Annotated in this window: 28 protein-coding genes; 25 read left to right on the plus strand and 3 right to left on the minus strand. The window is 36.7% G+C overall.

Going from position 1 to position 25,706, the window contains the following annotated elements; all coding sequences use genetic code 11:
- Window positions 1–21 precede the first annotated feature (21 nt).
- The 10 genes from AC6UD8_RS02855 to AC6UD8_RS02900 all read left to right on the plus strand — a co-directional run bounded on the left by AC6UD8_RS02855 (window position 22) and on the right by AC6UD8_RS02900 (window position 8,035).
- Complete coding sequence (locus tag AC6UD8_RS02855) at window positions 22–1,320, plus strand: Y-family DNA polymerase (RefSeq protein WP_500699443.1); 1,299 nt, start codon at window positions 22–24, stop codon at window positions 1,318–1,320.
- Window positions 1,313–1,627, plus strand: a complete 315-nt coding sequence (locus tag AC6UD8_RS02860) for an acetyl-CoA carboxylase (RefSeq protein ID WP_500693825.1) — start codon at window positions 1,313–1,315, stop codon at window positions 1,625–1,627. Before AC6UD8_RS02855 ends, AC6UD8_RS02860 begins: the two co-directional genes overlap by 8 nt.
- A 20-nt stretch (window positions 1,628–1,647) precedes the next feature.
- Window positions 1,648–2,010, plus strand: a complete 363-nt coding sequence (locus AC6UD8_RS02865) for a hypothetical protein (RefSeq protein WP_500693824.1) — start codon at window positions 1,648–1,650, stop codon at window positions 2,008–2,010.
- A 97-nt stretch (window positions 2,011–2,107) separates the two neighbouring features.
- Window positions 2,108–2,494, plus strand: a complete 387-nt coding sequence (locus AC6UD8_RS02870) for a VOC family protein (RefSeq protein ID WP_500693823.1) — start codon at window positions 2,108–2,110, stop codon at window positions 2,492–2,494.
- A 152-nt stretch (window positions 2,495–2,646) separates the two neighbouring features.
- On the plus strand, window positions 2,647–2,970 hold the full coding sequence (locus AC6UD8_RS02875) for a hypothetical protein (protein ID WP_500695594.1): 324 nt from the start codon (window positions 2,647–2,649) through the stop codon (window positions 2,968–2,970).
- Window positions 2,971–3,006: 36 nt separating this feature from the next.
- Window positions 3,007–3,963 carry a 50S ribosomal protein L11 methyltransferase gene (gene prmA / locus AC6UD8_RS02880; RefSeq protein WP_500699444.1) on the plus strand — a complete coding sequence of 319 codons (957 nt, stop codon included), beginning with the start codon at window positions 3,007–3,009 and terminating at the stop codon, window positions 3,961–3,963.
- Complete coding sequence (locus AC6UD8_RS02885; protein WP_500699445.1) at window positions 3,964–4,707, plus strand: RsmE family RNA methyltransferase; 744 nt, start codon at window positions 3,964–3,966, stop codon at window positions 4,705–4,707.
- Between the two features lie 6 nt (window positions 4,708–4,713).
- Window positions 4,714–6,939, plus strand: a complete 2,226-nt coding sequence (locus AC6UD8_RS02890) for a RelA/SpoT family protein (protein ID WP_500699446.1) — start codon at window positions 4,714–4,716, stop codon at window positions 6,937–6,939.
- A 6-nt stretch (window positions 6,940–6,945) separates the two neighbouring features.
- The gene (dtd, locus tag AC6UD8_RS02895) at window positions 6,946–7,401 is read left to right on the plus strand and encodes a D-aminoacyl-tRNA deacylase (protein ID WP_500699447.1); all 456 of its coding nucleotides are present in this window, start codon (window positions 6,946–6,948) and stop codon (window positions 7,399–7,401) included.
- A gap of 1 nt (window position 7,402) precedes the next feature.
- Entirely contained in the window at window positions 7,403–8,035 is a 633-nt protein-coding gene (locus AC6UD8_RS02900; protein ID WP_500699448.1) for an HAD-IA family hydrolase, read from the plus strand.
- Here AC6UD8_RS02900 and AC6UD8_RS02905 read toward each other — a convergent pair.
- Together AC6UD8_RS02905 and AC6UD8_RS02910 are read right to left on the minus strand one after the other, a co-directional pair.
- The gene (locus AC6UD8_RS02905; RefSeq protein ID WP_500699449.1) at window positions 8,024–8,872 is read right to left on the minus strand and encodes a fructosamine kinase family protein; all 849 of its coding nucleotides are present in this window, start codon (window positions 8,870–8,872) and stop codon (window positions 8,024–8,026) included. The genes AC6UD8_RS02900 and AC6UD8_RS02905 overlap by 12 nt on opposite strands.
- A gap of 13 nt (window positions 8,873–8,885) precedes the next feature.
- Complete coding sequence (locus AC6UD8_RS02910) at window positions 8,886–9,737, minus strand: N-acetylmuramoyl-L-alanine amidase family protein (RefSeq protein WP_500696642.1); 852 nt, start codon at window positions 9,735–9,737, stop codon at window positions 8,886–8,888.
- 348 nt (window positions 9,738–10,085) lie between these two features.
- Between AC6UD8_RS02910 and aspS the strand changes: the two genes are divergently transcribed.
- From aspS to AC6UD8_RS02940, 6 genes are all read left to right on the plus strand, one after another.
- Window positions 10,086–11,864 carry an aspartate--tRNA ligase gene (gene aspS / locus AC6UD8_RS02915; RefSeq protein WP_500699450.1) on the plus strand — a complete coding sequence of 593 codons (1,779 nt, stop codon included), beginning with the start codon at window positions 10,086–10,088 and terminating at the stop codon, window positions 11,862–11,864.
- 101 nt (window positions 11,865–11,965) lie between these two features.
- Window positions 11,966–12,844 carry a YitT family protein gene (locus AC6UD8_RS02920; protein WP_500693813.1) on the plus strand — a complete coding sequence of 293 codons (879 nt, stop codon included), beginning with the start codon at window positions 11,966–11,968 and terminating at the stop codon, window positions 12,842–12,844.
- 157 nt (window positions 12,845–13,001) lie between these two features.
- Complete coding sequence (locus AC6UD8_RS02925) at window positions 13,002–14,069, plus strand: CDP-glycerol glycerophosphotransferase family protein (RefSeq protein ID WP_500695603.1); 1,068 nt, start codon at window positions 13,002–13,004, stop codon at window positions 14,067–14,069.
- Window positions 14,070–14,096: 27 nt separating this feature from the next.
- Window positions 14,097–14,906, plus strand: a complete 810-nt coding sequence (locus tag AC6UD8_RS02930; RefSeq protein WP_500693811.1) for an ABC transporter permease — start codon at window positions 14,097–14,099, stop codon at window positions 14,904–14,906.
- Between the two features lie 11 nt (window positions 14,907–14,917).
- On the plus strand, window positions 14,918–16,141 hold the full coding sequence (locus tag AC6UD8_RS02935; RefSeq protein ID WP_500695604.1) for a CDP-glycerol glycerophosphotransferase family protein: 1,224 nt from the start codon (window positions 14,918–14,920) through the stop codon (window positions 16,139–16,141).
- Window positions 16,134–17,069: a deoxyribonuclease IV gene (locus AC6UD8_RS02940; protein ID WP_500699451.1), complete on the plus strand. Its 936-nt coding sequence runs from the start codon at window positions 16,134–16,136 to the stop codon at window positions 17,067–17,069. The genes AC6UD8_RS02935 and AC6UD8_RS02940 overlap by 8 nt, the downstream gene beginning before the upstream one ends.
- Here AC6UD8_RS02940 and AC6UD8_RS02945 read toward each other — a convergent pair.
- A complete protein-coding gene (locus AC6UD8_RS02945; protein WP_500696648.1) occupies window positions 17,050–17,868 on the minus strand; it encodes a pyruvate, water dikinase regulatory protein in 819 nt (272 codons plus the stop codon). The two genes, AC6UD8_RS02940 and AC6UD8_RS02945, sit on opposite strands and share 20 nt — an antisense overlap.
- 142 nt (window positions 17,869–18,010) lie before the next feature.
- On the opposite strand from AC6UD8_RS02945, the gene rpsU reads away from it, so the two are divergent.
- From rpsU to glyS, 9 genes are all read left to right on the plus strand, one after another.
- Complete coding sequence (gene rpsU, locus AC6UD8_RS02950) at window positions 18,011–18,208, plus strand: 30S ribosomal protein S21 (protein WP_039142968.1); 198 nt, start codon at window positions 18,011–18,013, stop codon at window positions 18,206–18,208.
- A 54-nt stretch (window positions 18,209–18,262) separates the two neighbouring features.
- The gene (locus AC6UD8_RS02955; RefSeq protein WP_500695606.1) at window positions 18,263–18,706 is read left to right on the plus strand and encodes a GatB/YqeY domain-containing protein; all 444 of its coding nucleotides are present in this window, start codon (window positions 18,263–18,265) and stop codon (window positions 18,704–18,706) included.
- Window positions 18,707–18,822: 116 nt separating this feature from the next.
- Window positions 18,823–19,797, plus strand: a complete 975-nt coding sequence (locus tag AC6UD8_RS02960; RefSeq protein WP_500693806.1) for a PhoH family protein — start codon at window positions 18,823–18,825, stop codon at window positions 19,795–19,797.
- A gap of 2 nt (window positions 19,798–19,799) precedes the next feature.
- Window positions 19,800–20,282, plus strand: a complete 483-nt coding sequence (ybeY, locus tag AC6UD8_RS02965; protein WP_500693805.1) for an rRNA maturation RNase YbeY — start codon at window positions 19,800–19,802, stop codon at window positions 20,280–20,282.
- Window positions 20,266–20,661: a diacylglycerol kinase family protein gene (locus AC6UD8_RS02970; RefSeq protein ID WP_500693804.1), complete on the plus strand. Its 396-nt coding sequence runs from the start codon at window positions 20,266–20,268 to the stop codon at window positions 20,659–20,661. The genes ybeY and AC6UD8_RS02970 overlap by 17 nt, the downstream gene beginning before the upstream one ends.
- Window positions 20,662–20,671: 10 nt before the next feature.
- A complete protein-coding gene (gene era, locus AC6UD8_RS02975; RefSeq protein ID WP_500693803.1) occupies window positions 20,672–21,580 on the plus strand; it encodes a GTPase Era in 909 nt (302 codons plus the stop codon).
- An 8-nt stretch (window positions 21,581–21,588) separates the two neighbouring features.
- On the plus strand, window positions 21,589–22,362 hold the full coding sequence (gene recO / locus AC6UD8_RS02980; protein WP_500693802.1) for a DNA repair protein RecO: 774 nt from the start codon (window positions 21,589–21,591) through the stop codon (window positions 22,360–22,362).
- Between the two features lie 280 nt (window positions 22,363–22,642).
- Window positions 22,643–23,611 (plus strand): glycine--tRNA ligase subunit alpha, encoded by a 969-nt coding sequence (glyQ, locus tag AC6UD8_RS02985; RefSeq protein ID WP_500693801.1) that lies wholly within the window; start codon window positions 22,643–22,645, stop codon window positions 23,609–23,611.
- Entirely contained in the window at window positions 23,612–25,690 is a 2,079-nt protein-coding gene (glyS, locus tag AC6UD8_RS02990) for a glycine--tRNA ligase subunit beta (protein WP_500699452.1), read from the plus strand. It begins immediately after the preceding gene.
- The last annotated feature ends 16 nt before the right edge of the window (window positions 25,691–25,706 follow it).

Consider the following 25,706-nt stretch of genomic DNA (forward strand, 5'->3'; position numbering starts at 1 on the left):
GATGTTCGGGTAGGTGATATTTTGAATTATGATGATGAACCTCATGGTGTTTACTTTTTCATTGATAATAAGTCTTTTTATGCAAGTTGTGAGAGTGTTAAACGTGGACTTAATCCACTTCGTTCGATTTTGGTGGTTATGTCGGAACAAGCTAATACAAATGGCGGATTAATACTGGCCGCTTCTCCTATGGCAAAAAAGTTATTTGGGATTAGCAACGTTAGTCGTCAGCGTGATCTTCCTGATGATGAAAGGTTGTTGATTGTTCCTCCACGAATGAACTTATACATTAAAAAGAATCTACAAATTAATGATATTTTTGCTGAATTTACTGATGAACATGACATTTTGCCATACTCAATTGACGAGTCATTATTGGATATGACTCATACTTGGAGATTGTTTGGTAGTAGTTTGAGGGAAGTGGCCCTTAAAATTCAAGAGGAGGTCAGAAGCCGTTTAGGACTGTATACAACGGTTGGGATTGGTGACAATCCCATTCAAGCTAAGCTAGCGTTAGACGTTTATGCAAAGCATGATTACGACCTGATTGGTGAGATTCATTACGAAGATGTTCCTGATAAGATTTGGAATATCAATAGACTAACGGATGTTTGGGGAATTGGAAAAAGAACCAAAGTCCATCTAAAACGACTTCATATTAATAATATGTATGAATTGGCGCATGCTAACCCGTATCTGTTGAAAGAAAAAATGGGAGTCATTGGATTACAGCTATTTGCCACTGCATGGGGAATTGATCGAAGTAACTTGAGACAACCCCTGCATACTAAAGAAAAAAGTTACAGTAATTCTCAGGTACTTCCACGTGATTACGTTAAGCGGGATGAGATTGAAGTTGTTATTAGAGAAATTGCGAGTCAGGTTGCTTCACGAATTCGTAATCATGGACTGCAAGCCGGATGTGTGACGTTATGGGTTGGCTTTTCTTTTTCAATAAAACAGCTTATTGGTAGCAATGGTTTTTCTCAGTCAATGAAAGTTGAACCAACAGATGATGATCATGACCTTGGTCGTTATTTAATTGAATTGTTTGAAAGAAACTGGCACGGTGAAGTTGTGCGAAATATTGGAGTTGACTACAGTCATCTCTCAAATAAGGTTGGAGAACAATTAAACCTATTTAAGGATAATCAAAATATGATTAAGCAAAATGTGTTAAATAAAACCGGTGATCAAATTCGAAAACGGTTTGGTAACACGGCTTTATTAAATGCCAATAGTTTGTGTGTCGGTGCTACCGCAATTTCAAGATCTAATTTGGTTGGCGGACACAATGGAGGCAATTCTTATGAGTAATGATGTGATTTTTATTGGGAATCAAGTTTTATCCCATATTAATCATCTATTTTTGCGAATTCCTAAGACCCGCTACTGGATGATGATTGTTAATAACACTTTTGATAAAGAGTACGATTGGTTTTTGAGTTCTAAGAAGAAGTATCAACAGGAGCGATCGCAACCAATCTATGTTATTTCTGATTACGACTTGGAACTTTTAGAAAAGGTAGTTAACTATGTAACTGAATATAACCTGTTAACCATTTATTATCGTAATTTTGATGACATGGTTTGGCCTGATTCACAGAAGAAAATTCAAGATTAACTTAAAGTTAGGAGAACGTTATGAACGAAGAAGCTGTACATGATTTTTTTAAGTTTGATTATCATGATCGTGGGATTAAAAAATGGCAGGGTTATTTTTTATCAGATCATACCAGTAAACTAAATCAAATAAAGAAAGAAAAGGATAATGAGCAAACCAGAAAATTAGATGATCAGATGGATCACTCAAAAATTGATGAAATTCTGCAAAAATCGTTTGTCAGTCGACTGAGAGTGGAACTACAGTATGCTTATTATGACAAAAACGAACTAAAAGTGGAACAAATTATCGGTAGGATGAAAGGGTATTATAAGAACTTAGTAATTGTGGGAGACCAAATTCTTAAATGGAATGAAATTGTGAGTGCTAAATTAATAAAATAAACTAGGATGATGGCTTTATTATTTATCATTAATGTCTTACAATGTAGTTGTTAGAGATTTCACATATGGTGAAAAATATATCATAAGGAGAATTATTATGGCACTTAGTAATTACTTTACCGGCATCCAACATGTTGGTATTCCAGCAAAAGATTTAGATGAAACGATTGATTTTTATAAGAAGTTAGGTTTTGATAAAGCTGGTCAATTCATGTATCAAGGAAATCGTTGTGCTTTTATGAAGTATGGCAATTTAATGATTGAGACATGGGAGGGCGATCCAGTTGCTGATAAAGATGGCGCTATTAACCATATCTCATTAAACACTACTGATGCTGACGCAGCGTTTAAAGAAGCTAAGAAAATGGGCTTAGATGTTCAGGAAGATGAAATTGATACTCGTCCATTCTGGGATAAGGGAATCCGTTTCTTTAACATTTATGGGCCTAACCACGAAAAAATTGAATTCTGTCAAATTGTTTAGTTTATAGTTTGAATGTTTATATTAAGACGTGGCGATACACGTCTTTTTGTTTGCTGGAAGTTAGATGCTTGCCAATTAAATATATCTCCATTATGATATAGACTAAAGGTTTTAAGAACGAGTTTTATTAAAAATATGAGAGGAGGATGAATATGTTAGATCAAACTAAAAGATTTTTGCGCGATCAAGGATATCATTACAAAAAAACATATATCAGACCGTTAATTACTCCAGATAACGTCTATGTATTTCGCTTCGGTAAAGATAATTTAAATAATCGGCTCATTATTCGTTATGGCCATGGATGGACAGGGCGACAAAGAATTAAGGAAATTGATCTTCGATTGCATAAACAAAAGCATCCTCGGATTTTTAAGACAGAACGAGGATTACTTAAATATTTGGCTGGTCATTTGAAACAACACGAGCAGAAGCTTAAAAAAATTGAGGACAATAAAAATAATGCATCCAATTAACGGGTGCTTTTTTTATAAAAAGAATGAGGGATAACAATGAACTTAGTCGAGATTTCAGTTGAAACCAGTCACGAAGCAGTTGATGCGGTCGCTAATATTTTAATGGATCTTGGAGCAAATGGGGTTCAGATTAATGATAGAAATGATTATGAGGTTTTAAAACGAGAATCTAATTGGGATCAGTATGAATTGGGAGATTCTAAAGCTGATAACGATCTAGTTAACGCTAAAGTAAGTGCTTATTTTCAGGATGATATTGAGGTAGATGCGACCGTAAAAAAGATTCATGAAAAAGTTGCTGATTTAACGCGGTTCGGTTTGAATCCTGGTAAAAATGTGATAAATGTTCATGATGTAAAAGATGAGGATTGGGCGACATCTTGGGAAAAGTATTATCATCCAGAACGGGTGACACGATTTTTAACCGTTGTCCCAAGTTGGGAAGACTATGATGTCAAAAGCTCTGACGAGTTGATGGTAAAATTAGACCCTGGAATGGCATTTGGAACCGGCACCCATCCTACTACTAAACTTGCCATGCAAGCACTTGAGATTGTTATTAGAGGAAACGAAAGAGTGTTTGACGTTGGAACTGGATCTGGAGTGCTATGTATTGCAGCGAGGAAACTTGGTGCTGGCAATATAAATGCTTATGATGTCGATAAGGTGGCCGTTAAATCAGCTGAAAAAAACATTGAATTAAATTCTGGGATGAAGGGAATCAACGTTAGTGTTAATAATTTGTTAAATGGAATCGATGAAAAAGCAGATATTGTGGTAGCTAATATTTTAGCTGAGATTATCATTCCGTTAATCCCGCAAGCAGAACAATGTTTAAATGAAGGTGGCGTGTTCATTACTTCCGGTATTATTGCCGATAAATTAGAGCTAGTGATTGACGCGCTAAAAAAACATCATTTTAAGGTTGATCAAGTTTTAAGTATGGATGATTGGCGATCAGTAATTGCAAAGAAAGATAGTGAGGTTAATTAATTGCAACACTACTTTTTAGATAAGCCACTAAAAGTGGGTCAAATTGTTAAACTTCCAAACGATGTGACACATCATTTTGTTGGGGTTATGAGAGCAAAAGCTGGAACCAAGGCGGAGTTTGTTTCTAGTCAAAATATTATTTATATTGGGGAATTAGTTGATGAAACGGCTTCAACAATTAAGATTGTTGATGTAACTAGTCAAAATACTGAACTTCCGGTTAAAGTAACGATTATTTGTGGAATCCCGAAGGCGAGCAAAGCCGACCTCATCACGCAAAAGGCAACCGAAATGGGGGTCAGTGAGATTATTTTTGTGCCTACTGAGTGGTCAATTGCTAAATGGGGGGATAAGGCACCGAAGAAGATTAAGAGACTTCAAAAAATTGCTCAAAGTGCTGCCGAACAATCTCACCGAAATATTATTCCAATGGTGAAGTACACCGATTCAATCACTAAGGTAAAAAAACTTAGTAGTGATCAAAAAGTTGTGGCCTATGAGGAATCGGCTAAACAGGGTGAAAACAGTAAATTGTATGAATGTGTGTCGGAAATGAAGCCTGGCAAAAGCTTGACCGCTTTTTTTGGACCTGAAGGTGGAATTTCACTTAAAGAAATCGAACAATTAAAGCAAGATGGTTTTGTGCCCGTCGGATTGGGGCCGAGGATTTTGCGAACTGAATCAGCACCTTTATATTTTTTATCAGCCGTTTCAACTATATTAGAATTAAAACAAGGTGAGTAGGATATAATGTCGAAAATTAAAGAATGGACACCACAAGAAATCTTTCGTGATGCTTCTGAGTATCTTGATGATAGTGATGTTCAAATGATAAAAAAAGCATATAAATTTGCCAAAATTGCTCATGAGGGGCAAGAACGTGCTTCTGGGCAGCCTTATATTAATCATCCTGTTGAGGTGGCAGGCATTTTAACTGATCTTCATATGGATGCAGAAACGATCACGGCTGGTTTTCTTCATGATGTGGTTGAAGACACCGGTGCAACGATTGAAGATGTTACTGAACTTTTTGGTAAACACGTTTCATTAATCGTTGATGGAGTTTCAAAGCTTAGTAAGATTAAGTATAAATCGAGTAAAGAACAACTTGCTGAAAATCACCGGAAACTATTACTAGCAATGTGCAAAGATATTCGAGTAATGATTGTTAAATTAGCGGATCGATTGCATAACATGGAAACGTTAGATGCTCTTCGCCCAGATAAGCAAAAGCGAATTGCTCAAGAAACTTTAGATATCTATGCCCCCTTAGCTGATCGGCTAGGAATTGGAACGATTAAGTGGGAATTAGAAGATCTTTCTTTGCGGTACTTAAAGCCTGATGATTATTATCAAATTGTTGATTTGATGAATTCCAAGCGGAATGAGCGAGTGGCATACGTTGATAATGCCGTAAAAAAAGTTCAACAAGCGATTAAGGGGCTGGGAATCGAAGGAGAGGTATATGGAAGACCTAAACATATCTACTCCATTTATCGTAAGATGCATGATAAACATAAAGATTTTAAAGAAATCTATGATTTACTAGCTGTTCGGGTGATTGTGAAATCGGTAAAGGATTGTTATGCAGTTTTAGGTGCAATCCATACTGAATGGAAACCGTTTCCAGATCGGTTTAAGGATTACATTGCAATGCCCAAGCCTAATATGTATCAATCGTTGCATACTACAGTTGTTGGGCCTGAAGGCAAACCACTTGAAATTCAAATTCGAACTGAGGAAATGCATCGAATTGCTGAGTATGGTGTTGCTGCTCACTGGGCTTATAAAGAAGGGCAAAAGGACGAAGTTAAAAGTAATAAAAACAATGTTCAACTCAATCTTTTTAAAAAGATCATTGAAATTCAAGAGGAGTCAGAGGACGCCTCTGATTTCATGGATAGTGTCCAAGGGGATTTATTTAGCGACCGAGTTTATGCCTTTACTCCATCAGGTGATGTTATTGAATTACCCAAGGGGTCAATTCCGATTGATATGGCTTACTCAATTCATACGGATGTTGGTAATTCAACCACAGGGGCACGAGTTAATGGTAAATTAGTTCCCCTAGATTATGAAATTAAAAATGGTGATATTGTTGATATTATCACTTCCAGTAGTTCCGACGGCCCTGGCAAGAACTGGATGGGCATGGTTAAAACGCGTCGTGCTAAGCATAAGATTAAGCAATTTTTCAAACGGAGTAGTCATGATGATGACATTAATTCTGGAAAAGAAATACTTGAAAAAGAAATTGTCGATTCTGGATTTGATCCGGCTACCATTTTAACTGATGATAATTTATCCCGTGTTATCAATGAAATGCATTATACAAGTATCAATAATTTATATGCAGCCATTGGGTTTGGTGATATTCAACCTAACGGAGTTGTTAATCGTTTACTAGAACCAGAAAAAGATGAAATTGAGAAGAAACGACAAAAAGATGCCGAACGTGATGTATTAGAAGGTCATAAAACCATCTCACATGAGAGTGAGGACGCAGAACAAGGAAAGAAACCAGAAGATAACATCAAGATTGAAGGCGTTGACAATCTATTAGTTCATATCAGTCGTTGTTGTGATCCGGTTCCAGGAGACGAAATTGAAGGATACATCACCATGGGAAATGGTATCTCAGTTCATAGAAGTAATTGTCCTAACTTAATTCAAGCAAAGAATGGTAATAATCGAATTATTAATCTTAGTTGGCGTAAGACTGATAATAATGTCATTACTTATAGTAGTGATTTAGAGATTCAAGGGTACAACCGAAGTGGTCTTTTAAACGATATCTTAAAACGAGTTAATTCTGCTACTAAGAATTTGAATTCAGTTGAAGGAAAGGTCATTCACGAGGACCTTGTTTCTATCCGGGTCTCTGTGGGCGTAAGAAATATTCAACAGCTAAATCGCATTATTGATAGTGTGAGTGCTGTTCCTGATGTTTATGAGGTTAAACGAACGGAAGGATGAAAAAGATTGAAATTAGTGATTCAACGAGTTAACCATGCAAGCGTAAGTATTGATGGTAAAATAAACGGGAAAATCGGCAACGGATATATGATCTTAGTTGGGGTTACAGATTCCGATGGACAAGATGAAATTGATCATCTTGTTCATAAGGTTGCTCATCTAAGGATTTTTGAAGATGAGAATGGCAAGATGAATTTAAACATCCAGCAAGTTAACGGCTCAATTCTTTCTGTTTCGCAATTTACATTGCTTGCTGACACCAAAAAGGGAAATCGTCCAACTTTCACTGGAGCTGGTAATCCTGAGCACGCTAAACTCATTTACGAAAAGTTTAATGACGCACTCGGAGAGATCGGATTGAAAGTTGAAACTGGCGTGTTTGGTGCCGATATGAACGTTGATTTAGAGAACCATGGTCCTGCCACATTTATTTTGAATTATCAGAAAAAAGGAAAGATTTAACATGACAAATGCAGTTTGGGATTTTGATGGGACACTTTTTAATACTTACCCGTACATGGTGACTTCGTTTTGTAAGGCGTTAGCTGAGAATGGAGTGAGTGATGTTAACTTTGATCCTGAGTCAATCTACGAAGATATGCGAGTTCATTCATTGGGCTCGGCTGAGACCAAATATTGCGCTGAATTTAATCTTAATCGAGATCAATTTCTAAAAGACTATAAAAAGTTTGAAGTTGATGAAGTTATGTTAGCAAAGCCATTTAAAGGGGTTCAATCTGTTTTGTTAAAAGTTTTAAAAACGGATGGAAAGAACGGACTTTTAACTCATAGAGATGACCAAGCATTAATTCTACTTGATCATTTTGACTTAAAAAGACTGTTTACTGGTTTTGTTACCAGCAAACAGTCTTTTAAAAGGAAACCTGATCCGGGGTCTTTGAATTATTTAATTGAAAAGATGAATTTAGATCGATCTGATACTTTTATGATTGGTGATCGACGTTTGGATGTTGATGCAGGTCATAATGCAGGAATTAAAACCATCCTTTTCGATCCTGACTACGTAATTGCTGAATCAGGAGACCCAGATTACGTAGTTCATGATTTTAACGATATGTTAAGTTTAATTAAATGAGCTTAGCACGCCGTCTAATAAGGGTCCAAATGTCTCCCCAAATAATACAACGTGCATTAGTGAGTAATAGAAGCGGTACCAACCGGCCCGGTTTTCAAAACCCGGTTCAATTGGATAGGTGTCATTGTAACCGCGGTAGAAATCGCGGTTAAATCCACCAAAGACGGTTGTTACACCAAGGTCGTATTCACGGTCGCCGAAATAAACGTCTGGATCAATTAACATCGGCTCATGATTAGCTGTAAAAATAGCATTTCCAGACCAGAGGTCTCCGTGGAGCAGGCTTGGGGTACTGGGATGTTTTGTGTAGTAGTCAATAATTTGTTGTCTCATAACTTGATAATGTTGGTCTCTGGAATCATTCCAGCGGCCTTTTTCTTTTGCTATTTTTACCAACGGATCAATTCGTTGTTCGACGTAGAATTTTTGCCAAGTGTCTTGCCAGGTGTTATTTTTTGGTATTTTTCCAGCATCAAAGTTTTGGTCTAATCCAAACTGATCGTTATGAATTTTATGAACGTTTGCGACCATTTTGCCAAGATCGTATTGGTTTCCAGAACCAACGTCAATCCAGTCTAGGATTAAAAAGCCGTCACCATCAATTTCACCAGATGCTACTACCGTTGGTACGTTGGCCGCTTTCGATAACAAGTGAATTCCTTCAACTTCATGATCAAAGAATACTTTTCCACGATTAGGCTGGACCTTCATAAAGTAAGTTTTATCTGGAGTTTTAACTTGGTACGAGTCATTGATGTCTCCGCCTGAAACCGGAGTTAACGATTCAACGTTCTTTAATGGTAATTGAGTAATCCAATCTTGATTTAATTTTTTCATAGTAAACTCCCTTCTAATAAGTCTTGTTTACATAATTATTGATTCCATTGGTTACATCATTTGCAACGAGATTTTGGTAACTAGCATTTTTAATCTTACTAAAGTCATGGTCATTATTAATGTATCCCATTTCGAGTAAAACCGATGGGATTGAGACATCCCTAATCACTAAATAGTTACCAACTTGGACACCACGATTATTAAGGGGAACATCATCCATATTGGAATTGATGTCAGATGCCAGTTGTTTTGATTTTCCTGAATGATAGTAGTAGCTGGTAAATCCACTTGCGGTGTTATCGGTACTGGATGAATCAAAATGGAAACTCACGAAGAGGTTGGCATGATTATCAGTTGAAAAATCGGGTCGTTTGTATAGGCTAACCGTCTTATCTGAATCCCTTGTCATGATAACATGCGCACCACGATTACGCAGCTTATTTGCGACTTGTTGGGCTAGTTTAAGGGTGTAGTTTTTTTCTTTTTGCCCGCTGGTTGATAGTGCACCCGAGTCACTTCCTCCATGACCAGGGTCTAAGACGATGGTTGTTTCTGATAGTTTAGTGGCTTTATTAAGCTTACGATTATTGACTAACCAAGTAGGTACCCAACCAATCTTTTGATTTTGATATACAACTCTGTACCAGTTGTCTTTTTCACTTAGAATTTGAAGTCTAGTTCCTCGGTTAATGGTTTTGACCGTACGATATTCAATCCCTGGACCGGATTTTATGTCCAGGTTATTAAAGCCAATACTGACATTATTTTTTATTAACATAACTAAAAGGATAATCAAGGTTACGCCCACAATTATCAAAGTAGTGTAAAAACCGCGTTTATTTTTTATGTATAAATTTATATTCATCTTTTCGACCTCATTAATGATACGATTACTCATAATAGTATAACTTTTTGTCTTTTTGTTTAAGCATATAATAAAAATACTCACTAGAATCTTGACAATTTATGTGGGTTTTATTAGTCTTAAAGTGATTTAAAATACTGTTGACGATGAATAGTAACCGTTTAGTGGTCTGAAGAGAACGTCCAAGTGCTGAGAGGGCGTGTCCTATAAATGGTAAAGACGCATCGAGGTAAAATGAATAAACAAAAGAAACTAAAAAAGGTGGTACCGTGCTAATTGCGCCCTTGTGATTACATGGTGCGCTTTTTTTATGCTTTTGACTCAACTAAATGAGAGGAAGATTAGTACATGAAGCGAACAACGTATGCTGGAAACGTTAACGAGAATTATTTAGATCAAGAAGTAGTCTTAGATGGATGGGTTGCTAAAAAGCGTAACTTGGGAAGTCTTATTTTTATTGACTTACGTGATCGTGCTGGGATCGTTCAGTTGGTTTTTAATGAAAAAAATGGCAAAGAAGCCTTTAAAGTAGCCGAATCAGTTAAAAATGAGTATGTTATCCAGATTAAAGGAAGAGTGGTTGCTAGAGCAGAAAAAGAAATTAATCCGGATATCCATACCGGAAAAGTTGAAGTTGATGTTTCTGACGCTAAGGTTTTAAGCACCTCCAAGCAAACCCCATTTGAAATCAAAAATGATATCAATGCGTCTGATGACTTAAGATTAAAGTATCGTTATCTTGATCTTAGACGTCCAGTGATGCAAAAGGGATTATTGATCCGGAATCGGATCTTACAGTCTACTCACAAGTATTTTGACGAAAATGGATTTATCGATATTGAAACCCCAGATCTAACGGTTTCAACTCCAGAGGGAGCAAGAGACTACCTAGTCCCATCAAGAGTATATCCGGGATCATTTTATGCATTACCTCAGTCTCCGCAGCAGTTTAAACAGTTACTGATGGGAGCTGGATTTGATCGCTATTATCAAATTGCACGGTGCTTCAGAGATGAAGACTTACGGGGTGATCGTCAACCAGAATTTACCCAGATTGATATGGAGACTTCATTTCTTTCTGCTGAAGAAATTCAGGAAATCACAGAAGGATTAATTAAAAAAGTCATGAAAGATACGGTTGACGTTGATGTTAATTTGCCCTTTGAGAGGATTACTTGGCAGGAATCAATGGACCGATTTGGTACAGATCAACCGGATACTCGCTTTGGGATGGAATTAAAGGATCTTTCGGACGTAGTTACTGGGTCCGACTTTAAGGTATTTGATTCAGCAATTAAAGATGGTGGTCAGGTTAAAGCCATTGCTATTCCTGGTGGTGCAGCAAAATTTTCAAGAAAAGATATTGATAAGTACGGTGAATACGTAAAGCGTTTTGGCGCTAAGGGACTTGCATGGATGAAAGTCACTGATGATGGATTCTCTGGCCCAATCGCTAAATTCTTTAAAGATCCAGAAATGGTAAGTAAAATTAAAAAAGCCACTGGGGCAAAAGACGGTGACTTGTTATTATTTGCTGCTGATCGGAGTAAGGTAGTGGCTGATACTTTAGGATACCTCCGGGTTGCCATTGCCAATGAGTTAAATATGATTCCAGAAGACAAGTATAATTTCCTTTGGATTGTTGATTGGCCACTATTTGAATATGATGAGGGTGCTGGGCGTTGGGTTGCTGCTCACCATCCATTTACGATGCCAAATGTAGGTGACGAACATTACCTAAATGATGGAGAAGATCCCCACAAAGCGCATGCTCAAAGTTATGATATTATTCTGAATGGACTGGAGCTTGGTGGAGGATCAATTCGTATTCATACACGTGATCTTCAAGAAAAGATGTTTAAAGCCCTCGGATTTACTAAGGAAAGTGCGGAGAATCAATTTGGGTATTTCCTTAGAGCATTAGATTATGGTTTTCCACCACATGGTGGTTTGGCAATTGGATTAGATCGTTTTGCTAGGTTATTAGCACATCGTGGTAATATTCGAGATGTAATTGCCTTCCCTAAGAATTCAAAGGCAGTTGAACCATTGACTGGTGCTCCTACACCTGTTTCTGACAAACAGTTAGATGAATTAGGCATTTCAGTCGATAAAAAGGATAATTAAATATTAGCTAAAAGTTGTGGTAACCCCACAACTTTTTATTTTTTTTAAATTTTGGAATGGTATACTAGTTATGAATTTCTAAATGATCAGGGGCTACTTAAATGGACGACGTACAAAAAATTTTAAAGCGACATCAGTACATATCTAAGTTCTCGACCGCCTTCGTGTACGGAATCATGGTTTCAATTGCGATGAATTTCTTTTGGACTCCCGGACACATTTATTCTTCAGGAGTTACCGGTTTTGCACAGCTATTGGATACTCTTACAGAACGGTATTTTCCATTTACAATTTCAGCTGCTTTGGGACTTTTCTTACTGAACATTCCAATGTTTATTTTGTCTTGGAAACAAATTGGTCATCAGTTTACCATGTTTACGTTCGTTTCCGTTGTGGTTGCCAGTGTTATGATCAAAATATTACGGCCACTGACTCTGACAACGGATCCATTGATTTGTGCTATCTTTGGTGGTGCCATTAACGGATTTGGAGTGGGTCTGTCGCTTAAAAATGGGATTTCTACTGGTGGGTTAGATATCTTAGGAATTGTTATCCAACGTAAAACCGGTAAATCAATTGGGACAATTAATCTGATATTCAATACTTTTATCATCTTATCAGCGGGATTCTTTTATGGTTGGCCCTATGCCTTTTATTCAGCAATTGGAGTCCTAGTTAACGCGAAAGCGATGGATCTGGCATATACAAGGCAACAAATCGTGCAAGTAATGGTAGTTACTGATCGTCCTAAGACGGTGGTTGATAGTATTCAAAATCACCTTAGGAGAGGTATTACGATTATTCATAATGCTGAGGGAGCCTATAACCATAAAAAAAAGTCGGTTTTGTTCACCTCAATTTCACGATATGAAATGACCGAATTTGAAGCGGCTTTAAATGAATCTGATCCAGATTCATTTGGAGTGGTTGTGGATGTTGATAAGGTACTAGGGAATTTCTATGAAAAGAAGCGAAAATAGCTTATTAAGTTAGAGTGTCCCGGTTTTTTCTTTATGATATAATGTCTCATTGTAATTATTGAAAATGGTGGTTTAAGTGAAAGTCATGTATACATGGTTAATTAAAATAGTTTCTGCAATTTTTTATTTTCGACCAAAGAAAAATATATATTATGTTATGAGTTTCGATAATAACCTTAGGTTGATTAAACAGATTGCCACTAACACGCCCATTGGACAAGAATTAGTCGTATTATACGAACCCGAAATTGAAGCTGCAGCAACTGATTTGAGTGCATTTGGAATCAAGACGATTCCCTTTAATGAAAACGCTAAATTTGCGTTATTTACCGTTCCTCAATTAATGTCAGCTCGAGTTTTGTTCTGTGATAATTACTTCCCATTTTTGGCTGGTTTAGTACGACCAAAGAGTAAGATGAGAATTGTTCAATTGTGGCATGCTGATGGTGCCATTAAATGTTTTGGATGGGAAGATCCCACGACCAAGAAAAGATCGTTTTTCGATAGACTTAGATTTCAAAGTGTATACAATCATTTTGATGACTTTGTGGTAGCTTCAAAAGCGATGGGAAAGATCTTTGAACGCAGTTATCATGAAGTTCCTAGTAAAATGAAATATTTAGGCTATCCACGTTCGGATCGATTGTTTAAGGAACGCTGGAGAAGAGTTGCCAGACATCGTGTTTATCAGGTTGCTCCAGAATTAAAGGGTAAAAGGGTCATTTTGTATGCTCCAACATATCGGGATGGCTTAGAGTTTGAACCTCCAAAAAGTATTGGCGAAGCATTGACCGCCGATCCAAATGCGATTACAGTGGTTAAACTTCATCCCTTACTCAGGGATCAGGAAGCACGTATTAGAAAGTTTTCAAACGGAAATATTCGTTTTTATAATCAACTTTCAACGTCTGATTTACTTTCAGTTTGTGACACACTCGTAACGGACTATTCTTCAGTTGCCTTTGATTTTAGCTTATTGCCACAAGCGCGATCAATGATTTTCTTTATGTTTGATTTAGAACAATACGAAAAAGACCCAGGAATTCAAAAGGATTTCTTACAGTGGTTACCATCTAAACCAATCACTAAGGTTGATCAGTTGAATAAAGCCATTGTGGATAATCAAAAAATTGATTTTACTAATTTTAATAAACACTGGAACACTTATAATGATGGGTATGCAACCGAACGTGTTATTAAAAAGTATGTTTTACAAAATAATTAGATAAACAGAAAAGGGAGAGTGCTGAGCTTGAAGGAAGTTTGGGCCTTACTTAAGGAACAATTTGAAAATTTGGGCATTATTTTTCGAATTTCAAAGTATGAAGATAAGGCTACGTATCAAAGTCATTATTTGGGCTTAGTCTGGGAGTATCTTTATCCGCTGATTCAAATTGCAATTTACTGGTTAGTCTTTGGTGTGGGGTTAAAGGGTAGTACCGGACACAACGGCAGTTATCTCCCATGGATGGTCATTGGGATTACTCCTTGGTTTTTTATGAACCGAGTTACGTTAGACGCCTCTAAGAGTATTTACCAACGAGCTGGGTTAGTTTCAAAGATGAAGTTTCCAATTAGCATCTTACCTTCGATTAAGTTAGTCAGTAACTTGAGTTCTTTTTGGACAATGTTGGCGTTTTCAATTGTAATTGGTTATCTTTATGGAGTTCGGCCGAGTTTGTTCTGGTTCCAGTGGATTTATTACTTTATTGCCATGATTGCTTGGTTAATTGCCTTTGGCATTTTTAATTCGACCATTACCGTTTTGGTGCGAGATTATCATGTCATGTTGCAATCGTTTATGAGAATGCTGTTCTACATTTCAGGAGTTCTATTTAACTTTGAATCGTCTGCGTCATTCCCACCATTTTTAATCAGAATTTTGGAGTTGAATCCGTTTTTTTATATTGTTCAAGGATTCCGGGATTCAATGTTATCGAGTAGCTGGTTTTGGGAGAAGCCACTGTTAACCGTGATTTTTTGGTTGATGACGTTATTTTTCTTTTTAATTGGATCTCATCTTCACTTTAAATTTAGATCGCATTTTGTTGATTTAGTATAGGTAAAAATAACATGAATGGAAAACAAATTAAAAACAAGTTAATTAATGGGATTAAGTTGACTATTCGCACTGGGCTCATCGTTTTAAACGATGGGTTTATTTGTTTACCAACTAAAAAAAATGAAGTAATGTTTGAAAGTTTTAATGGTAGGGATATAAACGATAATCCAGCCGCCATTTACCTTGCGTGGGTGAAGCAACATCCTCATGATGCTAAAAAAGCCTATTTTGGTGTCAAAGCTTCCAAATACAAACAATTACACGAAAAGTATCCCAACATAAAGATTTTACGGCGTTTTTTTCCAAGGTGGGTTTGGCACATTGCTAGGGCAGACTTTTGGGTTTTTAATTCCCGATTTCCGAAGTGGTGGAAAAAGAATAAGCGGACCACCTATATCCAAACATGGCATGGAACCCCGTTAAAAAAATTAGGAATTGATATCAAACACGTTGCGATTCCAGGTATTTCCACTAATCAATACCATGATGATTTTGTCAAAGAAGCCAAGCGGTGGGACTATTTAATTATGCCTAATCAGTATTCAGAACGAATCTTTGATCACGCCTTTGATTTTAGAAATATTCCGTTACGAATTGGTTATCCCAGAAACGATGTCTTATATCATAAAAATACTTCAGGTGAGATTAAAAAATTAAAAGAAAAAATTATTGGTGACTCGACTTCTAAAGTTATTTTGTATGCACCAACTTGGCGTGATGATGATTATCAAAAGAAGGGCAGTTATAACTTTGAGTTACCGTTTTCTTTAAAGGGTTTCTTTAAGTATGTATCTAGTGACACTGTTTTAATTATTCGTCCGCATTACTTAGTCAAGGACCAAATTGATATTTCTGGGTATGAAAAGCGAGTTTACATTGAAGCTGATCGTGATATTAATGAGTTATACTTAATTTCAGATTTACTCATTACTGACTATTCTTCAGTAATGTTTGATTATGCCAATCTAAAACGGCCAATGTTGTTTTATACTTACGACTTAAAGCATTATAAGGATGAACTACGTGGATTTTATTTTGATTTTCTAAGCGATGCTCCTGGTCCAATTGTTCAAAATCAAAATTCTTTTTATGAAGAGTTGTCTAATTTTAATGAAAATGGTAAGTTTGCTGGGTATCATCAGAAAATGAAGAAATTTTATGGTAAGTTTTGTAGTTGGGAGCATGGAGATGCTTCTAATCAAGTTGTTAAAGTAATGGGGGATAAACATGAGTAATGATGAATTTTTGATTGGTTCACATGTTGCAATGAAAAAGCCAGAGATGATGTTAGGATCCGCAAAAGAAGCCGAACGCGATGGTGAGAATGTCTTTATGTTATACACTGGTGCTCCTCAGAGCTCAAAAAGGACCCCGATTGCAAATCTTAAAATTGATCAAGCACACGACTACATGGCTGATCATGATTTACGTGAGGTGGTAGTTCATGCACCTTACATCATTAACTTAGGTAACACAAAAAAGCCACAAAGTTTCCACTTTGCGGTTGATTTTCTTAAACAAGAGATTGATCGATCTGAAGCAATGGGAGCTGATCAAATTGTTTTGCATCCCGGTGCACATGTTGGTGCTGGCGTTGAAGCGGGAATTAAGCAGATCATTAAAGGGTTAAATGAAGTAATCACCCCAGAACAAAAGATTCAAATTGCACTTGAAACAATGGCAGGAAAAGGGACTGAAATCGGGTCGACTTTTGAACAACTTGCTGAGATTATTGACGGTGTTAATTTGAATGATAAGTTATCGGTTACCTTTGATACCTGTCATACTAGCGACGCTGGTTATGACATTAAAAATGATTTTGATGGGGTTATGGAAGAGTTCGATCAAGTTATTGGTATTAATCGAATCAAAGTGATTCATTTAAACGATTCTAAAAATCCAATGGGATCCCATAAAGACCGTCATACTAACATTGGTTTCGGGACCATTGGATTTGATGCTTTAAATTATGTAGCCCGGTATCCCAAGTTTGATCAAGTTCCTAAGATTTTAGAGACGCCGGTTGTTAAGATTGGAGATGTTAAAATTGATCCTCATCAATATGAAATTAAAATGTTAAAAGAACAAAAGTTTAATTCTGATATGATTGAGGATATTAAAGAAGATTATCAAGCTAAAAAGATTAATGATCTTGTTCGTTAATATTAAGACTTTGAGTTATGATGGTGGCCGTTTCTTCAATTGACTTGTTATACACGTTAATTTGAAGACAATTTAGTTTTCGATAAAGTTGCTTGGCATAGTCAAGCTCTTTTTTTATTTGATTTGAGTCCGAGTATGGAGTGTTTGGGTCTAACCCATAAGCAATCATTCTTTCCTGCCGAATCTTTTTTAGATTGGTAACTGAATTGGTTAAACCAAATATTTTATTGTGGTCGATCTGATAAACCTCTTCTGGTAATTGGATGGTAGGACCGATTGGGACGTTTGCTACCAAGAAGTTTTGATTGGCAAGGTATAGCGATAATGGCGTTTTAGATGTTCTTGATATTCCTAAAAGAACGATATCAGCTTTTTTGAGGTCATTAGGTCGTTTTCCGTCATCATTAGCTACCGCAAATTCGATTGCTGAGATCCGTTTGAAGTAGTCTTCATTTAAGTTATGGACTAGGCCAGGTACCTCTGCGGCAGATTCATGAAGTTTCTTAGAAATGATTTGAATGGGTTTTTGAATGCAGTCAAAACTATAAAGGTTATTTTCTAGTGCAAATTGAGATACCATTTTACTCAGGCTCGGATCAACTAAAGTGTGAAAAATGATGGCGTCCTGTTTTTTAGCAAGTTTGAGTATTCCATCCAACATGGATTGCGTTTGAGTAAATGGGTATCGTTTAAAATTAGCGTTTGCTTCTGGAAATTGAGAAGCAGCGGTTCGGGCGATCGAAGTTGCCGTGGCACCACTTGAATCAGAAATGATAAATGCATTAAAATTAGTTGCCATAATATTACCTCCTACTTTGTTAACATTTTATCATATTTCTTGTTCAGACTCGTTGACGGGCTCCGTGCCATAATGTATAATTAATATTGACCGTTGAGGATTACAGACGGTATCATTTAAGCTCGGAGGGAGGGATTTTATCATGTCAAAAACTGTCGTTCGTAAAAACGAATCTCTTGATGATGCTCTTCGACGCTTTAAGCGCACGGTTTCAAAAAGCGGTACCCTTCAGGAATTCCGTAAACGTGAATTTTACGAAAAACCTAGCGTAAAACGTAAATTAAAATCAGAAGCAGCTCGTAAACGTAACAATAAGAAAAAGAAGCGTCGCAGCTTCTAATATTAAACGCCCCTGATCAGGAGCGTTTTTTATATTGACGAAAAGAGGTCCAATATGACTTTATCAAATGAATTAAATAATGATCTAAAAGATGCAATGAAGAATCATGATAAGACTAAGCTGACAATTGTCAGAATGCTTAAGTCGAACTTAATGAATGAAAAGATTAAATTAGGTCATGATCTTTCTGATAGTGAAGAAGCGGCTGTTGTTAATCGAGAAGTTAAACAACACAAAGATTCGATTGCTGAGTTTAAAGATGGTGGCAGGGATGATTTGGTGAAGGAGCAAGAAGATGAGCTAAAGATTCTTGAAAATTATGCCCCAAAGCAAATGTCAGAAGCTGATCTTGAAAAAATTGTTAACGAAACGGTTAAGCAACTTGGTGCGGCAAACAAGAGCGATTTTGGCAAAGTAATGGGTGCTGTCATGGGTAAAGTTAAAGGACAAGCCGATGGCAACACTGTTAATAAACTTGTTAATAAAGCGCTTAGTTAAGAAGGGAACTCATTGAATGGTCAATGGGTTCTTTTTGTTCTTTTACTTTGTAAGTGGCAAATTATATGCTAGTATTTTAAGTAAAAGTTGAGTTGATATGAAAGGAACCTGTTTTATTGACAGATAATTTTGAATTTAAAAAAGAATTAACGTTAAAGAATCCAAATGATGAATCAGCTTTATTTGGAGCTCAAGATGCCTTTTTAGATATTCTAGAACAGGGGATGGAAACTTCTATTCGCCATTCTGGTGGTAAGATTACGGTTGAAGGTGACACTCAGAAAGCGGTTCAAAATACCATTGATATTTTAAATGGAATGCTTGAACTTGTTCATTCTGGGATCACTTTGAATGGTAGTGATTTTGTTTCGGCAATGAAGATGGCTGAGAAAGGAACTCTAGGTTTTCTCCCAGAATTATATAATCAAGTCCTTTTAAAGGATAATAAGGGGAAGCCGGTTCGAGTTAAGAATTTTGGGCAGCGTCAGTACGTTCAGTCCATCAAGCATAATGATGTTACCTTTGGAATCGGACCTGCTGGGACGGGAAAGACTTATCTAGCAGTTGTAATGGCAGTTGCTGCTTTAAAAAAGGGTGACGTTGATAAGATTGTCTTAACCAGACCAGCTGTTGAAGCGGGTGAGAGTTTAGGCTTTTTACCTGGCGACCTAAAAGAAAAAGTTGATCCATATTTACGACCACTGTACGATGCACTGAATTCGACCCTTGGATCTGATCACACTGAAAGGCTAATGGATCGTGGCGTTATCGAAATTGCGCCATTAGCTTATATGCGTGGTCGGACCCTTGATAATTCTTTTGTTATTTTAGACGAAGCTCAAAACACTACTAATGCTCAGATGAAAATGTTTCTAACCCGGTTGGGTTTTGGTTCTAAGATGATTGTTAATGGTGATATTTCTCAAATTGATTTAAACGGAAGAATCCGGAGTGGATTAGTCACCGCTCCTAAAATCCTGAGAAATATTGATGATATTAATTTTGTAAACTTTAGTGCTGATGATGTAGTTAGACATCCAGTTGTGGCTAAAATCATTAATGCCTACGAAAAAAATGATAATGGGGAATAGATATGGATCTGGAAATATATGATCAAACTAAGGATGGGGTCGACCCCAAAAAAATTGATTTGATTAGAGATATTCTAAATTATGCCGCTAAGTATATTGATTTAAAAAATAATACCGAAATGTCGGTTACTTTGGTCAACAATGATCGCATCAAGGAAATTAACCGGGACTACCGTGGTGTAGATCGGGCCACTGATGTGATTAGTTTTGCGATTGAAGATCAGAGTGATGATGATTTTCCCGTAATCATGAATGATGAAATGAAAAAAGATATTCCTGAAAATATTGGGGATATTTTTGTGTGTGTTGATAAAGTTGCTGAACAGGCTGATTTTTTAAATCATTCAAATGATCGAGAACTTGGTTTTTTAGTTGTACATGGATTTTTGCATCTAAATGGTTATGACCATATGAAGCCTGAGGATGAAGCCATCATGTTCCCACTTCAAAGAAAGATTATGGACTCTTATGGACTCACAAAATAATAAACAGACTGGGAAAAATAAAAATATATTTCAGGCTTTTGGACATGCGTTTGATGGCATTAAATGGGTTTTTGTTCATGAACGAAACTTTAAGTTTGATATAACTAGTGCCATTATTACCCTAATAATTGGTTTTCTTTTGAAAATTAGTTTGGAACAATTTATGTGGCTGTTTACCGCAATTATTTTAGTTCTTGTGGGTGAGATTCTTAACACCGTTGTTGAGAGGATCATGGATTTTATGGCGGACCATCATTACGACGAACGAGTTAAGGTAATTAAAGACGTTGCGGCTGGTGGCGTTGTTTTAACGGCAATTTTTGCGATCATTGTAGGTTTAATTGTTTTCGTTCCAAAAATTATTGATTTAATGAGCTAAAGGGGAAAATATGGCAGAAAAGGCACAGTATAAGTCAGGATTTGTAGCAATTGTAGGACGTCCAAATGTTGGGAAATCAACCTTTTTAAATCGAGTGATTGGGCAAAAGGTTGCGATTATGTCTGACAAGGCACAAACCACTCGTAACAAAATTCAGGGAATTTATACCACTGATGATGCACAAATTGTTTTCATTGATACTCCCGGAATTCATAAACCAAAAAACAAGTTGGATGATTATATGGACGACGCTGCTCTCTCTTCTTTAAAGGAGGTCGATGCAGTCCTTTTTATGGTTAGTGCTACTGAAACTCGTGGTGCTGGTGATAATTACATCATCGATCAATTAAAAAAAGTGGATTGTCCGGTTTACTTAGTTATCAATAAGATTGATGAAGTCAATCCGAACAGTTTATTACCAATCATGGACACGTACAAACGAGCTTATAAATGGGCTGATGTGTTTCCTATTTCTGCTCTTCAAGGGAACAATGTTGATGAATTACTGACTACTTTGGTTTCTAAGTTGCCAGAAGGACCGCAGTATTATCCTGACGATGAAATTACCGATCATCCCGAACGTTTCATCGTTTCCGAATTAATTCGCGAAAAAGTTTTAGAACTAACGAGGCAAGAAATTCCACATTCTGTTGCAGTTGAAGTTGAAAAAATGAAGACCCAAGATAATGGAAACGTTCATATTGACGCTAATATTATTGTTGAACGAAAGGGCCAACGCGGGATCTTGATTGGGAAGAATGGTGGAATGCTGAAAAAGATTGGGACATTGGCCAGAAAAGAGATTGAAACTCTACTTGGAAGCAAAGTTTATCTTGAATTGTGGGTAAAAATTCAACCAAGTTGGCGTGAAAAAGAATCAGCTTTAAGACAATTAGGATACCGAAAAGATAGTTACTAGGTGATATTTTGTCAGTAAATCCAAGGAGTCAAACTTTTCATGGAATTTTATTGTATCGTAAGAACTATCGCGAGCACGATATGTTGGTGAAATTTTTGACGGCAGAAGCTGGGCTCAAAATGTTTTTTATTAGAGGAGCCAATAAAGCGAACTTTAAAATGGCAGGTGATATTTTGCCATTTAGCTTTGGTACGTACGAGGGCACGCTCAAATCAGAAGGATTGTCGTACATTAGTAGTGGTAATGAGGTTAAGCATTTTGAACAGATTGCAAATGATATTTATTTAGATGCATATGCTACTTACATTATGACGTTAGTGGATGCGGCATTTCCTGAGGGAGTTAAGATAAACGATTGGTTTAATCGTTTATACTATGCTTTAAATATGATTAACAGTGGTTTTGATGCTGAAGTAATTACCAATATCATTGAGATTCAACTTCTTCCTGCTTTTGGGGTAGCACCTGAATTTAAATCCTGTGTTATTTGTCATCAAACCAATAAAAAGTTTGATTATTCAGAAGAGTATGGAGGAATTATTTGTGAGGATCATTTTCATCTTGATCCTCATCGAATGCATCTCGACCAAAAAACAATTTACTATCTTCGCTTGTTTTCTGCGATTGACCTGAAAAAAATCGGTAACATTCAGGTTAATAGCAAAACTAAAAAGAAAATTCGCAGTGTGATTGATAAAATTTACGATAGTTCTGTTGGACTAAATTTAAAGAGTAAAAAATTTTTAGATCAGATGAACAATTGGAAAATCAACCTTAATTGATGGTTAACCGTTGACTGTTTTGTGTGATAATTTTATAATTATAGTAGTTAAATAATTGGTGTTGATGAAGGAAGTTTTATGCTTATCACATTTCAGTGAAACCATGTTAGTGGGAAATGGTTAATGTGGGTATAAATTGGCACTTTCGGAGCCATTTAATCTCGAGTTGCTGATTAAGTTCAGAAGTAGGGTGGAACCGCGAATAAATCGTCCCTATGTGAAAGTCATTGTACTTTTGCATAGGTTTTTTTATTTGCTTATTGATTAGGAGGAGAAGTTAATGACAGAAAAACTATCAGTCCAAGATATTATCAGTACTCTAGAGTCATATTGGAGTTCGCTTGGTTGCATGCGGATGCAATCATATGATACTGAGAAAGGTGCGGGAACAATGAGTCCGTACACTTTTTTGCGTGCGATTGGACCAGAGCCATGGAATGTTTGTTACGTTGAACCATCAAGACGTCCAGCTGATGGTAGGTATGGAGAAAATCCTAATCGGCTTTATCAGCATCATCAGTTTCAGGTATTAATGAAGCCATCTCCGGACAACATCCAAGAATTGTACATTAATTCGCTTGAACAACTAGGAATTAATCCACTTGAACATGATATTCGGTTTGTTGAGGATAACTGGGAAAATCCATCAATGGGATGTGCCGGTGTTGGATGGGAAGTATGGCTCGATGGCATGGAAGTAACTCAGTTTACTTATTTTCAGGTTGTCGGTGGATTAACTATGGATCCAGTTGCGGTTGAAATCACCTATGGATTGGAACGGCTTTCTTCGTACATTCAAGACGTCAACAATGTTTTTGACCTGGAATGGGGTAACGGAGTTAAGTACGGTGATATTTTTAAAGAACCCGAATATGAGCATTCTAAGTATAGTTTTGAAGAATCAGACCAAAAAATGTTGCACCAAATGTTTGATGCTTACGAAAAAGAGGCTAAACGATTAATATCACTTGGCTTAGTTCATCCAGCCTATGATTATATTTTGAAATGTAGTCATACTTTTAACCTACTAGATGCAAGAGGAGCCGTATCTGTCACTGAACGTGCTGGTTACCTTTCACGAATTCGAAAAATGGCACACGCGATCGCCAAAGCATTTGTTGCTGAGCGTAAAAAGCGTGGTTTTCCACTTATTAAGGATGAGCAAAAACGACAAGAGCTTTTAAAAGATGATTCAAAAAATAGTAAGAAGAAAAACAAAAAGCATCATGATGGCAAGGGGGATAAGTAGATGGCTAAGACATTTTTGTTGGAGATTGGATTAGAAGAAATGCCCGCTCATGTCGTGACGCCAAGTGTTAATCAATTGGCAGAAAAAGCGGCTCAGTATTTAAAAGATCAAAGAATTTCTTATGACCAAATTAAAAAGTTCTCTACTCCTAGAAGACTGGCAATTCAAATTACTGGCTTAGTTAACAAACAACCAGATGTTGATAAAGAGGTTCGAGGTCCGGCCGAAAAGATTGCAAAGGACAAAGATGGCAATTGGAGTAAGGCGGCAATTGGTTTTACTAAAGGACAAGGATTAACGCCTGATGATATCGTCTTTAAGGATGTTAAGGGAACTCAGTATGCTTTTGTTGAAAAACACGTAGCGGGAAAACCAGTTCAAGAAGTATTAAGTGGTCTTAATGATGTTGTAAAATCAATGACTTTTCCAACGTTAATGAAGTGGGGAACCAACAAGTTTGAATTTATTCGCCCCATTAAATGGATTGTGGCTTTACTGGACGATGAAGTGATCCCAATGCAGATTGTTGATGTTCATTCTGGACGGACCACCTGGGGACACCGCTTTCTTGGAAAAGACGTCGAGTTAAAAAATGCCGATGATTATGAAGAAGCTTTAACCAGCCAACACGTGATTGCCGATGCTAACAAGCGAAAAGATTTAATTCGTAAACAGATTGAAGCAATTGCGAAAAAGAACAATTGGAAGGTCAATATTGATAATGATCTTCTTGAAGAGGTTAATAATTTAGTGGAATGGCCAACTAGTTTTGCTGGAAAATTTGACGACCGTTTCTTAAAAATTCCACGTGAAGTATTGATTACTTCAATGAGAAACCACCAACGATTCTTCTACGTTGAAGATCAGGATGGTAATCTTTTACCTTATTTTGTCTCCGTTAGAAATGGTGATGAGAATCATCTTGATAACGTAGTTGCCGGAAACGAGAAAGTTTTGACTGCTAGACTTGATGATGCTGATTTCTTCTATAATGAGGATCAACAGCAATCAATTGACGATTATGTTAATAAGCTCAAAACAGTTAGCTTTCACGATAAGATTTCTTCTGAATACGATAAGATGCAGCGCGTTCAAGTTATTTCCCAGATAATTGGGAAAAATGTTGGATTAGATGAAACTCAATTAAAACACTTACAACGTGCCTCAGAAATTTATAAATTTGATTTAGTTACCGGGATGGTTGGAGAGTTTGCTGAATTACAAGGAGTAATGGGTGAAAAATACGCATTGCTTGCGGGTGAAGATCCGGAAGTTGCTACTGCAATTCGTGAACATTATCTTCCCATTTCATCCGACGGGGAACTTCCCAAAACTAAAGTAGGTGCTGTTTTGTCAGTGGCAGATAAACTTGACAGTGTGATGACCTTCTTTGCTGCAGATATGATTCCTAGTGGTTCAAATGATCCGTATGCATTAAGAAGGCAGGCAGCTGGAATTGTTAGAATTGTTGTTAGTGAAAAGTGGCGAGTACCACTTATGCCATTAATGAATCAAGTGATTGCTGAAGAGAAAGCTAAAGCGGTCTTACCAAAAGTAGATCAAACTAAGATTGTTTCTGACGTGGTTGCGTTTATTAAAGAAAGAATTAAACGACAACTCAAGTCGAAAGATATTCGCTATGATCTAATTGATGCGGCGGTGGGATCAACTGACAGTGATATTTACTTTAACGTTGAAACCGCAATGACATTAAATGATCATAAAGATGATCCTAATTTTAAAGAATCAATTGAAGCACTGACACGAGTGGTTCGGATTGCTCAAAAAGGTCATTTTCCAGCTGGTAGTGTTAAAGTTGATGAAAAGTTGTTTGAAAATGATTCAGAGAAAGTCCTTAATGATAAAATCAAACTTATCAGCCCAAACTTTAATGAATTGAATGCTAACCAAGCTTTTAATGAATTAACTTCTTTAAAGCCACTCATTGATGAGTATTTTGATAAAACCATGGTAATGGCAGACGACACGAAAGTTCGCAATAATCGTCTGGCAGAATTGACTAATTTAGCAAGAATGATTGATCACTTTGCTGATGTCGACGAAATAATTGTTAAATAAAAAAATTAATATTAGA

This window comes from Fructilactobacillus sp. X1R3C1, assembly GCF_059901545.1.